The organism is Streptomyces sp. JHA26, from assembly GCF_002005565.1.
Taxonomy (GTDB): domain Bacteria; phylum Actinomycetota; class Actinomycetes; order Streptomycetales; family Streptomycetaceae; genus Streptomyces.
This window is the reverse complement of record NZ_BDJC01000014.1, coordinates 85,600-97,867: the sequence shown is the minus strand read 5'-3', so window position 1 is coordinate 97,867 and position 12,268 is coordinate 85,600. Positions and strand designations below refer to the sequence as shown.

Genomic DNA, 12,268 nt, shown 5'->3' with positions numbered 1-12,268 from the left:
TGACCGTGCAGCCGCCCGCCGGCTCCCGCGTCGAGGCGAAGACGTCCGCCGCCGGGTTCCGGGGCGTCGGACGCCTGGGCGAGGTCGCCCTGGTGAACAGCGGCGACGGCGCCACCCTGGCGATCCGCGCGACCACCTCCCACGGCGACGTCACCGCCCGCAGCCTCTGACAGGGCGCCGGGCCGGGACCGTCGGGCCGGAGGGCGTCGGGTTAGGGGGTGTCGGGCAGTGGCTCGGTCCGGCGCCCTGCGGCCCGGCGCCCCACCTGCGTCCGCACCGCGCCCATGCTCGCCGCGACGACCAGGGCGATGGCGGCGGCCTGGGGGGCGGACAGGGCCTGGTCGAGGACGAGGAAACCGGCCGTCGCGGCGATGGCGGGCTCCAGGCTCATGAGGATGGCGAAGGTCGGTGCGGGCAGGCGCCGCAGCGCGAGCAGTTCGAGGGTGTACGGCAGGACGGAGGAGAGCAGGGCCACCCCGGCGCCCAGCCCGAGCGTCACGGGGTCGACCAGTTCGGCCCCCGACTCGGCGATGCCCAGCGGCAGGAAGAGCACCGCGCCGACCGCCATGGCGAGGGCCAGCCCGTCGGCCTGCGGGAACCGGCGCCCGGTGCGTGCGCTGAAGACGATGTACGCCGCCCACATCGCGCCCGCCCCCAGCGCGAAGGCGGTGCCGGCCGGGTCGAGGCCGTCGAAGCCGCCGCCTCCGAGCAGGAAGACGCCGGCCAGGGCGAGCGCGGCCCAGACCAGGTTGACCGCGCGGCGGGAGGCGAGGACGGACAGGGCGAGCGGGCCGAGCACCTCCAGGGTGACGGCGGGGCCGAGGGGGATGCGGTCGACGGCCTGGTAGAAGAGGCCGTTCATGCCGGCCATGGCGATGCCGAAGACGACGACCGTGCCCCAGTCGGCCCGGGAGTGGCCGCGCAGCCGGGGACGGCAGACCAGGAGCAGGACGACGGCGGCCACGACCAGCCGCAGGGTCACCACACCGAGGGCACCGGCCCGGGGCATGAGGCTCACCGCCAGCGCGGCGCCGAACTGCACGGAGAGCCCACCGGCGAGGACCAGACCGACCGGCCCGAGGGAGCCGAACCGCCCGCCCGGCGCACCGTCCGGCGCGGGCGCGTGGCCGACGGCGGGCGCGGCGGCAGCCGGGGACGGGGTGCCGGGGGTGGCGCTTGGGGTACTCACGGGGGCTCCGGGACGGTGTGCGGGTGGACGTCGTTCAGCATGCTGCACTGCCCGGTTCAGAGTAATGGACTCTGTCAGGCACATAGTGCTTTTACGCAACTGTCGGGTCCGGGGCGTACGGCTGTCAACGCACGTCCGCCAGGCGAGCCGGGAACACCCTGCCCTGGCCGCGCGGCCAGGCGGTACCGTCCACCGGGTGAGACGACTCCTGACCCGCCTCTGGCGCCTGCTGCGCCCCGTGCAGAGCCGCGTGATGTGGCTGGTGAACGCCAAGTTCGTGGTCGGCGTGACCGGCGTCGTGCGGGACGACGAGGGGCGGGTCCTGATGCTGAAGCACCGGCTGTGGGCGCCGGGCCGCCAGTGGGGTCTGCCGAGCGGCTTCGCGCACAAGGGCGAGGACTTCCGGCGGACCGTGGTCCGGGAGGTCAAGGAGGAGACCGGCCTCGACGTGGAGGTGGGCCGGCTGGTCATGCTGAACAGCGGACTGCGCACCCGCCTGGAGGTGGCGTTCGAGGCCCGCCTGCTGGGCGGCGAGCTGCGCCTGGACCCGTTCGAGATCCTGGAGGCCCGCTGGTGCCGCCCGGACGACCTCCCCGAGGACGTCCAGCCGGTGTGCCGCCCGCTGGTACGGGGAGAGACGGTGCCCTGAATCCGCTCGCCGGGGTGTCGAAAACGGCGGTGCCCGATCGACGCCAGGGTGAAGGCAGTACGGCAGTACCCATCACCCGAGGAGGCACCCCTCATGACCGTGACCGCGGACCTGGCCATCACCCTGGACGGCTACGTCGCCGGCCCGAACGTCACCCTCGACAACCCGGGCGGCGACGGCGGCGAGCCGATCTTCGAGTGGATCCACACCCTGGCGAGCTGGCGGGAGCGCCAGGGCATGACCGGCGGGGACGAGAACCGCGACTCGGAGCTGATGCGCGAGTGGTTCGACGCCACCGGGGCGGTGATCATGGGCCGGATGATGTACGACACGGGCGAGGAGTTCTGGGGCGACACCCCGCCCTTCCGCACCCCGGTCTTCGTCCTGACCAACCGTCCCCGTCCCACCCTGGTGAAGGAGGGCGGCACCAGCTTCACCTTCGTCACCGACGGCATCCACAGCGCCCTGGAGCGGGCGAAGGCCACCGCCGGAGACCGGAACGTGGACATCGGGGGCGGCGCATACACGGTGCGGCAGTACCTCGCGGCGGACCTGGTCGACGAGCTCCAGCTGCACGTGGTGCCCGTACTCCTCGGCGGCGGGCTGCGCCTCTTCGAGGGGCTGGGGGCACGGCGGCGCGACCTGGAACAGGTCCGGGTCGTCGAGACCCCGCTGGCCACCCACCTGAAGTACCGCTTCGCGAAGTGACCGTCACCCCATGGTCTTGGCCCCGTCCAGGGACTCCCGGATGATGTCGGCGTGCCCCGCGTGCTGGGCGGTCTCGGCGATGATGTGCATCAGCACCCGGCGGGCCGACCACTCGGTGTCGTCCTGGAACCACGGTGCCTTGGGCAGCGGCTGGGTGGCCCCCAGGTCGGGCAGGGTGGCGACCAGTTCGTCGGTCCGGCGGGCCACCTCGGCGTAGTTGGCCAGCACGCCGGCCAGCGTCTCACCGGGCAGCATCCTGAACCCGTCGGTCCATCGCGCCCGGTCGGCCTCGGTCATGGCCGTGAAGTCCCCCATCACGGACGGGCCGTCCAGGATGAAGTTCCGCCAGTTCCGCTCGACCGCGGCGACGTGCTTGATCAGGCCGCCCAGACAGAGCTCGCTCGCAGTGGTCCGCAACCCGGCCTGCTCGTCGGTGAGGTCACGGGTGGTGAAGCGCAGGAAGTTCCGGTGCTCGGCCAGCATCTCCAGCAGGTCGGCGCGCTCGCCGGTCGCGGCCGCCGGGGCCTGGGTCGGGTCGGGGGTGGTGGTCTGGTCGATAGCCATGGTCTGTCTCCGTCTTCCGGTGGGGCCGTTCCGTCGATCGAGAACCACGCTAGGAGCCATATAGGTCACATCCTGTCCTAGACGGCCCGGGGCACGAATCGATCACCGTGATCGCCCGGGCCGCGCCTTCAACCGATCCTTCCGGACGCGCCCGGCTCGGCGGGACGTGCCCGAGTCCTCGACCGGCTCCGGCGCGGCGGCCGGGGCGGACCCCCGCCGGCCTCCGACGAGCGGCGCGCTAGGAGAGCTTGAGAAGCAGTTCACTGAGTTCGGTCGGCATGGTGATCATGCAGTCGTGGCCGGTGGGCAACTCCCAGACCTGGGCGGCAGTGCCGTTGGGCTGGACCGGCGGGACGGGGCGACGGGTGACGCCCTCCGGCATGGCGCCGACATTGTGGATGTGCGTGCGGGGGATCGCGTCAGCGGCCGGGTTGCCCAGTCGCACCGGCTGCTGAAGACAGCGCACCGGCTGGTCCGAGAGCATCCCGTGCAGCCACGCGACGTCAGCCGGGTCGGTGACGCCGAACAGGCCGAACGGCGCGGGCTGCTCGGGCATCGGCGGCACACGCCAGCCGCTCCCGGACTTCTCGGCGAGCTCGATCAGCTGCCGTGTCACGGGGTGGATGTCGACTGCGGACTCGCCGTCCTCCGGGACCATCGCGTCGAGGTAGACCAGGTGCGCGATGCGTTCCGGGATCCGGTGGGCCGCGGAGGAGATCACCAGTCCTGCGTAGCTGTGGCCGACTAGTACGACGTCGTCGAGGTTCTCCTCGGTGATCAGCCCGACCACGTCGCCGACGTGCGTGTCGAGACCCACCTCCGGACCGAGCAGGTGTGCCTTGTCTCCGTAGCCGGTCAGGGACGGCGCGAACACCCGGTGCCCGGCGGCCTCCAGCAGCGGTACCACCCGCTCCCAGCACCGTCCGTTGTGCCAAGCGCCGTGGATCAGCAGGAATGTGGACATCGATCTTCCTTCGCAGGAGCAGATGAGCAGATGAGCAGATGAGCACGGTCACGCGCATGCCGCTGGTTCGCGGCTCTGGCGGTTACTTTTCGTGCCTCGGTACTGTTTGAGTACCAAGAGCATGCTGGTGCACACGACGCACCACAGGCAATAAGGCACTTTTCGGTGCCTCGGTTCTCCGGAGGTAACCATGGACGCGGCACAGGGTGATCCGCAGTCGGTGGCGCGGCCCAGCGACGCGTGCCGGACCCGGGTGGTGCTCGACATCGTCGGTGACAAGTGGTCGCTGCTGGTCGTGCGCAACCTCAAAGACGGACCGCGCCGTTTCACCGAGCTCAAGAGGGCCATCGACGGAATCAGTCAGCGCATGCTCACCGTGACGCTACGCGGCCTGGAGCGCGACGGAATCCTGACCCGCACCGTCCACGACGTGATGCCGCCGCATGTCAGCTATGAGCTGACCGACATGGGCATCACCCTGCGCGAGGCCACCGCGCCTCTGCTCGAATGGAGCGTCGCGCACCTCGCCCGGATCGACGATGCCCGCGCCGCCTACGCTGCCCGCACCGGTCCACCGACGGCCTCATAGCGGGATGGCAAGCGGGTGCCACCAGGCAACCCCACTCGGAGACACGGCCTGACGGCCTAAAGGGCGACCTCCCCGCCGCCCATCAGCAGCCCCAGTCCCTCGGTGTCGTCGAAGGCGTCCCCGGACAACCGGGTGACGCCCTGGGTGGCGGGCCCGTTCGCCGTGCCGGGCAGCAGGTAGGCCACCCCGTCGACCGTGTCGCTGCCCGGCGCGGTCACCACGAGGTCGGCGTACCCGTCGCCGTCCAGGTCGGTGAGGCCCACAGCGGCGCCGAAGTCGGCGTCCCCGCCCGGGGCGGCGCCGAGGTCGTCCCCGTCGAACAGCCGGGCGCCCTCGCCACTGAGCCCGTCCGGACCGCCCGCCAGGAACAGCACCTCCTCCGGCCCCGGCTCCCCGTACACGTCCCACCGGGGAGACCCGGCCACCACGTCCGCGTACCCGTCGCCGTTGACGTCCCCGGTGGCCAGGCTGGTGAAGACGGCGTCCTCGTCCTGGGGTTCGGCGCCGGGCACGCCCGGGGTGTCCCGGTCGACGGTCGTCGTCCTACGCCTGCCCGGCCCGTCCTCCGCCCCGTACACCACGGTGACCGAACTGCGGCTCGCGTCGCCGCCGCGGGGGCTGAGGACCAGGTCGTCGTAGCCGTCGCCGTCCACGTCGCCGATCGCCCCCTCGCCGGCGTCGGGGAGGTGGATGCCCTCGGGCTGCGTGAACCCGCTCCGGCCGCCGCGCAGATAACTCACCGGCCGGTTCAGCTCGGCCCAGGGCGCCTCGGGCTCCGGGTCGGCGGCGTGGAAGCTCACCAGGTCGTCGATGCCGTCGCCGTCGAGGTCCCCGGCGACGAGGTCCCCGTAGTTCGCGTCGCCGACGTCGGGGGCGGGCCGGCGCGGGGCGGGGACGCGGGCCGTCCCGGCGGGGGTGCCGTCCCGCTCGAAGGGCCCCTTGAGCAGCCCCTTGTCGGAGCCGAGCCCGAAGACCAGGTCGGGGTGCCCGTCCCCGTCGAAGTCCCCGGCGACCAGCTGCTCGTCAAGGACCGGGTCGTTGTCCCAGGCGACATGGCTGACGTCCGTGCCGGGCACCCGGGCGGCACGCGAGAGTCCGTCCCCGGACCCCCACATGATGATCACGCTCGGCTTCCAGTCGAAGACGGAGGCGGCGAGGTCGGTGTACCCGTCCCCGTCGAAGTCGCGGGCCACGACGTCCGTGCCGAAGAATGCCTCGTCGCGGTTCTTCCCCGGTATCCCGGCGTCGTCCTGCGTGAGGTACTGGCACCGGCCGATCCCCGTCCCGCCCCCGGCTCCGTACGCGACCTCGATGCTCCCGCCCCCGGCCCCGCCCTCCACGCTCCCCATCGCCCCGAGCGCCAGGTCGGGACGCCCGTCCCCGTCGAAGTCGACGGCGCCCTGCGGGACCTTCGCGGGGGCGTGGGCACCGCCGGTGCCGCATCCGTACGGCGCGGCGATGCGGGCCGGCTCCTCATCGGCGATCACCACCCCCGCGGCGACCGCCAACGCGACAACGACCGCACCGCCCCCGACCACCCAGGACCGCCTGCCCAACCGCCGCCGCGACGCCTCCACCCGATCACCCGAACCGTCCATACGGACGATCACGCGACGACCGCGGACGCGGTTCCGACTCCTCAGACCGGCCGGCGCCCGACCGCGAGCAGATGCGAACTCGCCGCCAGCAATTCCGGGTACGGCTCGGCCATACGGGCAGCGGTGAGCACCGACTCGAACAGACTCGACTCACGGAACGACTGACCGGTGTTCCGCTCCGCCGCCGCGAGCAGGGACCAGGCGGGCCCCTCGATCCCGAAGACGGACGCGTCCAGGAATCCCGCCGCCGCGACCTCCTCGCGCAACTGCTCCCCGCTGTGGAAGTACGCCGTGGTGAACGCCTTCTTCCCGTCGTGGATCTGGGTCGCGAGGATGGTTCCGATGCTCTCCCGCATCGACTCCGTGTGCAGGTGCGCGTAGGCGGCGTGCTCGAAGAGCGAGGCGTACCGGTTGATCCCGGCGACCGCGAGGAGTCCGCCCGGCCGGAGCACCCGAAGTGCCTCGGCGAGCGCACGGTCCCGGTCCGCCCGCTGCGGCAGGTGGTACATCGGGCCCAGCACGAGTACGACGTCGTAGGCGTTGTCGTCGGCCGTGAGGTGTCGGGCATCGCCCAGCTCGGCGGTCGCGCCGGTGGCCGTCGCCTGTGCGACGTGTCGGGGGATGGGATCGACCACGTGCACCTCGTACCCGTCCTCCACCAGCCACCGTGCATGCGTGCCGGGACCACCACCGACGTCGAGCACCCGGGCCGGCGGCGAGGGGAGGTAACGGCGCAGCAGCTCCTGCGTGCGTACCATCTCCAGACGCCCGTCGGCGGTACTGACCAACCGGTCCGCCTCGTCGACGGTCTCGCTGTAGAACCTCACGATCTCCGGCGTCACCTCAAGGCTCGTCATCCAGGCATTCTCGTGGCCGCCCGGTGAAGCGGTCCATGGGGCGCGGGTTTCCTGTTATGCCTCGCCGTCGCCATCGGGCAAGCGGGCGACGAAGGAGCCCAGTCCTACTTCGGCACGGATCAGCCCCTCCGCCTTCAGGTGAGCGAGTGCCTTCTGCGCGGTCGATGCCGCAATGGCGAACTCGGCAGACAGCTCGACCACCGACGGAACCCGCGCATCGATGGGGTAAGTACCGTCCGCGATACGTGCCTCAATGGCTGCGGCGACCTGCCGCCAGACGGGTCGGGTGCGATCGAGCTCGGGAGTCATGCGGTGGACGCTAAAACTCTGCGGTAGACCGCGCGACCGCAGTAGACTGCAGTAGACCACGAGACCAGTCCAGCTGAAACCCCCGCGACGGGTGGAGCCGTCCGGGGGCGTGGCCACCAGCTGAGACCCCTAAGGAGCTGCTGACGTGCTGTACCTTATCGGCTGCCTCGACACCTGGGTGACCCTGTTGCTCAAGCCCCGAGGCACCCACCGTCGTACCAACCCGCACCCGGCAAGCCACACCGCACCGCCCTCTCCGCCCGCCACCGGCACAGTCCCCCTCCCCTCCCACCGCAGCCCTTACGGCCTGCCCACCACGCTCGACGGCACCCAAACCGTGGCCGTGCGCCCGTATCTGCTCTTGGGCACCCTGTACGCACCGGAGGCGGCGGCATGACGACGCCGCGTGAGCCCCGTCTGCTCCCCTGGTCCGGCGCCGAGGGCAAGCCGTGTTACCTGATCACCGACGACGGCGGCGGCCCGGTCTCCCGACTGGCCGACACCACCGAGTCCACCCAGCTCGGCATGGGAGCGGAGCTCCTCGCCCACGCCCGCGACCTTCTCCCCCGCGCCCCGCACGGCGAACTCCGCTACCTCGCCGAGCGCCTCACCGAAGCCCTCGCGGACGCGCTGCGCGTGGCCGAGAGCCGGGGACGCAGGCTCCGGGGCCTGAACTGATACCACGGTGCCATCCGGCCCCCGAGGATCAGCCGCCAGTCGTACGCCCAAGTACCGCTCGGCGGCGACGCGTTGGGCGGTACCCGGCGTCTAACTTCGACCGCATGCACAGCAGATCGAACACCTCGCGCAGAACCGTCCTGACCGCACTGCTCGCGGGGGGTCTGGCCGTCCCCCTCCTGGGGGCCGCCCCCGCCGCTTCGTCGGCGTCCGCCCCGGCGCTGGAGTTGCCCCCGCCCACCGGGCCGTACCCCGTGGGCCGCCGCACCCTGCACCTCGTCGACCGGCTCCGCACCGATCCCTGGGTGCCGACGGCGCGCGGCAGGGAGTTGATGGTGTCCGTGTCCTACCCGGCACGCCCGTCGGGCGGGGCACCGGCGGCGTACATGACCGAGAGCGAGGCGCAACGGCTCCTGGAGGCCAAGGGACTCGCCGGGGTCGTACCGGCCGCGACGGTCGCGGGGGCGCGGACGCACGCGCAGGTCGACGCACCCGCCGCACCGGGCCGTTTCCCCCTGGTGCTCCTCTCCCCCGGCTTCTCCATGCCGCGCACCACGCTCACCGCGCTCGCCGGGGAACTGGCCGCCCGCGGTTACGTCGTCGCCGTCGTGGACCACGCCTACGAGTCCGTCGGCACGGAGTTCCCCGGCGGGCGGGTTCCGCCCTGCGTGGCCTGCGACCGGGTCGGCGTCGATGTCGAGGAGTCGGCGGTCGTGGAGGGCCGGGCCGCGGACCTGTCCCTCGTGATCGACGAGTTGACGGGCCACCGGAGAGCGGGGGCGCTCGCCCACGTGATCGACTCGCACCGGATCGGCGTCGCCGGGCATTCGATCGGCGGGGCGGCCGCCCTGGCGACGATGGCCGCCGACCGGCGCGTCCGGGCAGGGGTCAACCTCGACGGGGGCTTCTTCGTACGCGACGCGGGGTCCGGGCTCGGCCGGCGTCCGTTCATGATGGTCGGCGCCGAAGACGTGCACGGTCCTGCCAACACCGGCAACGACTGGGCCGAAACCTATGACCGCCTGCACGGCTGGAAGCGCTGGCTGACCGTTTCCGGGGCCGGGCACTTCTCCTTCACCGACATCCCCTGGCTGGCGGAGCAGCTGGGGCTGCCTGATCCGGAGGTGCCGCTCTCGGGCGAGCGGGGCTGGTACATCACCCGCGACTACGTCCGCGCCTTCTTCGACCTCCACCTCCGGGGCATCCCCCAGCCCCTCCTCCAGGGCCCCACGCCCTCCCATCCGGAGGTCGACTTCCACCGGCCGTAGGAGCCCCCACCGGCGCCCTCACTCCAGCCCTTCCGCCAGCACCTCCGCCAAATGCCGCCCCCGCACCCCCGCCAGTTGCTCCAGCTGGGTCCGGCACGAGAAGCCGTCCGCCAGGACCACCGCGTCGTCCGGCGCCTCGCGCACCGACGGGAGCAGCTGGTCCTCCGCGCAGGCCACCGACACCTCGTAGTGGCCGTCCTCGAAACCGAAGTTGCCCGCGAGGCCGCAGCAGCCGCCGCTCAGCTCACCGGTCAGGCCCGCCGCCTCGCGCAGTCGGCGGTCGGCCGCTTCGCCCAGGACCGCGTGCTGGTGGCAGTGGGTCTGGCCGGTGACCGGACGGTCCACCGCGGGCGGGGTCCAGTCGGGGGCGTGGCGCTCCAGCGCCTCCGCGAAGGTCAGCACCCGCGCCGCCAGCCGGGCCGCGCGCGGGTCGTCGTGGAGCAGCTCGGGCAGGTCCGTGCGCAGGGCCGCCGCGCAGCTCGGTTCCAGGACGACGACCGGCGCGGACGTCTCCAGCACCGGGGCCATCAGGTCCAGCGTGCGGCGCATCACCGCGCGGGCGCGGTCCAGTTGGCCCGTGGAGACGTACGTCAGGCCGCAGCAGACCCGGCCCCGGCGGGCGGCCAGGAGAGCCATCGCGGACCTCGTACGACCGTCCCCGACGCCCCCTCCCCGCAGCGTCGGCGGCAGCGCCACCCGCAGCCCCGCCGCCTCCAGCACCCGTACGGCCGCCCGGCCCACGGAGGGCGAGAGGTGCTCGGTGAACGTGTCCGGCCACAGGACCACCAAGTCGCCGCCCCCGACCGGCCCTCGACGCCGCCCCCGCCACCACCGGCTGAACGTCTCCCCCGCCAGCCGCGGCACCTCCCGCTCCCCCGCGATCCCGCCCAGCCGTTTCGCCACCGCCGCCAACGGCCGTACCGACGCGAGCGCGTTGACGACCGGTGCCACCCGCGCCCGTGCCGCCCAGCGCAGCCACACCGGCAGCCACCCCATCGCGTAGTGGGCGGCGGGGCGGCGGCGCCCGGCGTAGTGGTGGTGCAGGAACTCCGCCTTGTACGTGGCCATGTCGACCTCGACCGGGCAGTCGGAGCGGCAGCCCTTGCAGGACAGGCACAGGTCCAGGGCGTCCCGGACCTCCGTCGACCGCCAGCCGTCCGTCACCAGCTCGCCCGCGAGCATCTCGTGCAGCAGCCGGGCGCGCCCCCGCGTGGAGTGCTCCTCCTCCCCCGTCGCACGGAAGGACGGGCACATCACCGAGGCCCCCGCCGCCGACGTCGTACGGCACTTGGCGACCCCGACGCAGCGGCGCACCGCCGCCGAGAAGTCGCCCCCGTCGGACGGGTAGCCGAACGCCACGTCCACCGGCTCGTGCGGCAGGACGGCGAAGCGCAGGTTCGCGTCCAGCGGTGCCGGGCGGACCAGCATCCCCGGGTTGAGGAGGTCGTCCGGGTCCCAGACGCCCTTGGCCCGCTCGAAGAGGGCCACCGTCTCCGCGCCGTACATCCGCGGCAGCAGCTCCGCCCGCGCCTGCCCGTCCCCGTGCTCGCCCGACAGCGAGCCGCCGTGCGCCACGACCACGTCCGCCAGCTCCTCCGAGAAGCGGCGGAAACGGGCCACCCCGGCGTCCGACAGCAGGTCGAAGTCGATGCGCACGTGGATGCAGCCGTCGCCGAAGTGCCCGTACGGCGTGCCGCGCAGGCCGTGGGAGGTCAGCAGCGCCCTGAAGTCCCGCAGGTAGCCGCCGAGCCGCGCCGGCGGCACCGCGCAGTCCTCCCACCCCGGCCACGCCTCCGCACCTCCCCCAGACTCCGTCCGGGAGGTGCCCCCAGGCATCCGCGTCGCCGTACCGCTCGCGTCCTCCCTGATCCGCCACAGCGTCCGCTGCCCGGCCGGGTCGGTCACCACGAGGGCGTCCACCACATCGGCCGCCCGCACCACCGCGTCCGCGCGCGCCCGCGCCTCCGCCTCCGTGTCGCCGCCCGTCTCCACGAACAGCCAGGCCCCGCCCCGGGGCAGTCCGACCGGGGACGGCACGAGGTCGGCGGCCATGCCCTCCACGGTCAGGGGACCGAGGGGCAGCAGGCCCGCCGCCGCCTCCGCCGCCCCCGCCTCGTCGGCGTACCCCAGCACCGCCAGCGCCCGCGCCCGCGGCGCCTCGACCAGCCGGACGACGGCCTCCGTCAGCACGCCCAGCGTGCCCTCCGAGCCGCAGAAGGAACGGGCCACGTCGGCGCCGCGCTCCGGCAACAGCGCGTCCAGCGCGTAGCCGGAGATGCGGCGGGGCAGGTCGGGGAAGCCCGTGCGCAGGCGGGCCAGGTCACCGTCGACCAGTTCGCGCAGGCCCGAAGGGGCCCCGGCCCAGTCGCGCCCCAGCCGCAGGGACCGCCCCCGCGCGGTCAGCACCGTCAGCTCCCGCACGCTGTCCGCCGTCGTGCCCCAGGCCACCGAGTGCGAGCCGCAGGAGTTGTTGCCGATCATGCCGCCCAGCGTGCAGCGGCTGTGGGTGGAGGGGTCGGGGCCGAAGCGCAGGCCGTGCGGGGCGGCGGCCTCCTGGAGCCGGTCGAGGACGAGCCCCGGCTGGACGACGGCCGTACGCGCTTCCGGGGCGAGGGCCACCAGCCGGTTCATGTGCCGGGTGAAGTCGAGCACGACGCCCGTGCCCGTCGCCTGCCCCGCGATCGACGTGCCGCCGCCGCGCGCCACGACCGGCACGCCCCGCTCCCGGCACACCTCCAGCACGGCCGCCACGTCGTCGGCGTCCCTCGGCGCCACCACGCCGAGCGGCACGCGCCGGTAGTTGGACGCGTCCATGGTGGTCAGCGCCCGGGAGGTGACGTCGAACCCGACCTCGCCGCGGACGGCCCTGCGCAGTGCTGCCTCCAGATCGGTCAT

The 12,268-nt window shown here is 73.2% G+C and carries 14 protein-coding genes; 7 read left to right on the top strand and 7 right to left on the bottom strand.

Features of this window, described 5'->3' with window-relative positions; translation table 11 throughout:
* Positions 1-5 precede the first annotated feature (5 nt).
* Positions 6-170: a hypothetical protein gene (locus JHAT_RS11790; protein ID WP_171990841.1), complete on the top strand. Its 165-nt coding sequence runs from the start codon at positions 6-8 to the stop codon at positions 168-170.
* A 41-nt stretch (positions 171-211) separates the two neighbouring features.
* On the opposite strand, the gene JHAT_RS11785 is transcribed toward JHAT_RS11790, so the two are convergent.
* A complete protein-coding gene (locus tag JHAT_RS11785; RefSeq protein WP_171990845.1) occupies positions 212-1,189 on the bottom strand; it encodes a DMT family transporter in 978 nt (325 codons plus the stop codon).
* Positions 1,190-1,385: 196 nt separating this feature from the next.
* On the opposite strand from JHAT_RS11785, the gene JHAT_RS11780 reads away from it, so the two are divergent.
* Both JHAT_RS11780 and JHAT_RS11775 read left to right on the top strand, forming a co-directional pair.
* Positions 1,386-1,838, top strand: coding sequence for an NUDIX hydrolase (locus tag JHAT_RS11780; protein WP_061444119.1), 453 nt, complete (start codon positions 1,386-1,388; stop codon positions 1,836-1,838).
* A gap of 93 nt (positions 1,839-1,931) precedes the next feature.
* Positions 1,932-2,546, top strand: coding sequence for a dihydrofolate reductase family protein (locus JHAT_RS11775; protein ID WP_077798047.1), 615 nt, complete (start codon positions 1,932-1,934; stop codon positions 2,544-2,546).
* A gap of 3 nt (positions 2,547-2,549) precedes the next feature.
* Here the strand turns inward: JHAT_RS11775 and JHAT_RS11770 are convergent, their stop codons facing one another.
* The gene (locus JHAT_RS11770) at positions 2,550-3,110 is read right to left on the bottom strand and encodes a DinB family protein (protein WP_061444117.1); all 561 of its coding nucleotides are present in this window, start codon (positions 3,108-3,110) and stop codon (positions 2,550-2,552) included.
* A gap of 238 nt (positions 3,111-3,348) precedes the next feature.
* Positions 3,349-4,074: an alpha/beta fold hydrolase gene (locus tag JHAT_RS11765; protein ID WP_077798046.1), complete on the bottom strand. Its 726-nt coding sequence runs from the start codon at positions 4,072-4,074 to the stop codon at positions 3,349-3,351.
* Positions 4,075-4,264: 190 nt separating this feature from the next.
* On the opposite strand from JHAT_RS11765, the gene JHAT_RS11760 reads away from it, so the two are divergent.
* The gene (locus tag JHAT_RS11760) at positions 4,265-4,663 is read left to right on the top strand and encodes a helix-turn-helix domain-containing protein (protein ID WP_077798045.1); all 399 of its coding nucleotides are present in this window, start codon (positions 4,265-4,267) and stop codon (positions 4,661-4,663) included.
* A 56-nt stretch (positions 4,664-4,719) separates the two neighbouring features.
* On the opposite strand, the gene JHAT_RS11755 is transcribed toward JHAT_RS11760, so the two are convergent.
* The 3 genes from JHAT_RS11755 to JHAT_RS11745 form a co-directional block, all read right to left on the bottom strand.
* Complete coding sequence (locus JHAT_RS11755) at positions 4,720-6,171, bottom strand: FG-GAP and VCBS repeat-containing protein (RefSeq protein ID WP_253195465.1); 1,452 nt, start codon at positions 6,169-6,171, stop codon at positions 4,720-4,722.
* A gap of 131 nt (positions 6,172-6,302) precedes the next feature.
* A complete protein-coding gene (locus JHAT_RS11750; RefSeq protein ID WP_077798044.1) occupies positions 6,303-7,118 on the bottom strand; it encodes a class I SAM-dependent methyltransferase in 816 nt (271 codons plus the stop codon).
* A gap of 54 nt (positions 7,119-7,172) precedes the next feature.
* Positions 7,173-7,427, bottom strand: coding sequence for a GntR family transcriptional regulator (locus tag JHAT_RS11745; RefSeq protein ID WP_077798091.1), 255 nt, complete (start codon positions 7,425-7,427; stop codon positions 7,173-7,175).
* Positions 7,428-7,572: 145 nt separating this feature from the next.
* On the opposite strand from JHAT_RS11745, the gene JHAT_RS11740 reads away from it, so the two are divergent.
* The 3 genes from JHAT_RS11740 to JHAT_RS11730 all read left to right on the top strand — a co-directional run bounded on the left by JHAT_RS11740 (position 7,573) and on the right by JHAT_RS11730 (position 9,373).
* Positions 7,573-7,824, top strand: coding sequence for a hypothetical protein (locus tag JHAT_RS11740; protein ID WP_077798043.1), 252 nt, complete (start codon positions 7,573-7,575; stop codon positions 7,822-7,824).
* Positions 7,821-8,105, top strand: a complete 285-nt coding sequence (locus JHAT_RS11735; RefSeq protein ID WP_077798042.1) for a hypothetical protein — start codon at positions 7,821-7,823, stop codon at positions 8,103-8,105. The genes JHAT_RS11740 and JHAT_RS11735 overlap by 4 nt, the downstream gene beginning before the upstream one ends.
* A gap of 104 nt (positions 8,106-8,209) precedes the next feature.
* Positions 8,210-9,373 (top strand): alpha/beta hydrolase, encoded by a 1,164-nt coding sequence (locus JHAT_RS11730; protein WP_077798041.1) that lies wholly within the window; start codon positions 8,210-8,212, stop codon positions 9,371-9,373.
* A gap of 18 nt (positions 9,374-9,391) precedes the next feature.
* On the opposite strand, the gene JHAT_RS11725 is transcribed toward JHAT_RS11730, so the two are convergent.
* Positions 9,392-12,268, bottom strand: a complete 2,877-nt coding sequence (locus tag JHAT_RS11725; RefSeq protein ID WP_077798040.1) for an FAD-binding and (Fe-S)-binding domain-containing protein — start codon at positions 12,266-12,268, stop codon at positions 9,392-9,394.

Excerpts from the sequence above, each read along its gene's own strand:
- JHAT_RS11765 (WP_077798046.1), bottom strand. The coding sequence starts at position 4,074 with ATGTCCACATTCCTGCTGATCCACGGCGCTTGGCACAACGGACGGTGC.
- JHAT_RS11775 (WP_077798047.1), top strand. The coding sequence starts at position 1,932 with ATGACCGTGACCGCGGACCTGGCCATCACCCTGGACGGCTACGTCGCC.
- JHAT_RS11725 (WP_077798040.1), bottom strand. The coding sequence starts at position 12,268 with ATGACCGATCTGGAGGCAGCACTGCGCAGGGCCGTCCGCGGCGAGGTC.
- JHAT_RS11760 (WP_077798045.1), top strand. The coding sequence starts at position 4,265 with ATGGACGCGGCACAGGGTGATCCGCAGTCGGTGGCGCGGCCCAGCGAC.
- JHAT_RS11770 (WP_061444117.1), bottom strand. The coding sequence starts at position 3,110 with ATGGCTATCGACCAGACCACCACCCCCGACCCGACCCAGGCCCCGGCG.
- JHAT_RS11730 (WP_077798041.1), top strand. The coding sequence starts at position 8,210 with ATGCACAGCAGATCGAACACCTCGCGCAGAACCGTCCTGACCGCACTG.
- JHAT_RS11735 (WP_077798042.1), top strand. The coding sequence starts at position 7,821 with ATGACGACGCCGCGTGAGCCCCGTCTGCTCCCCTGGTCCGGCGCCGAG.
- JHAT_RS11745 (WP_077798091.1), bottom strand. The coding sequence starts at position 7,427 with ATGACTCCCGAGCTCGATCGCACCCGACCCGTCTGGCGGCAGGTCGCC.
- JHAT_RS11750 (WP_077798044.1), bottom strand. The coding sequence starts at position 7,118 with ATGACGAGCCTTGAGGTGACGCCGGAGATCGTGAGGTTCTACAGCGAG.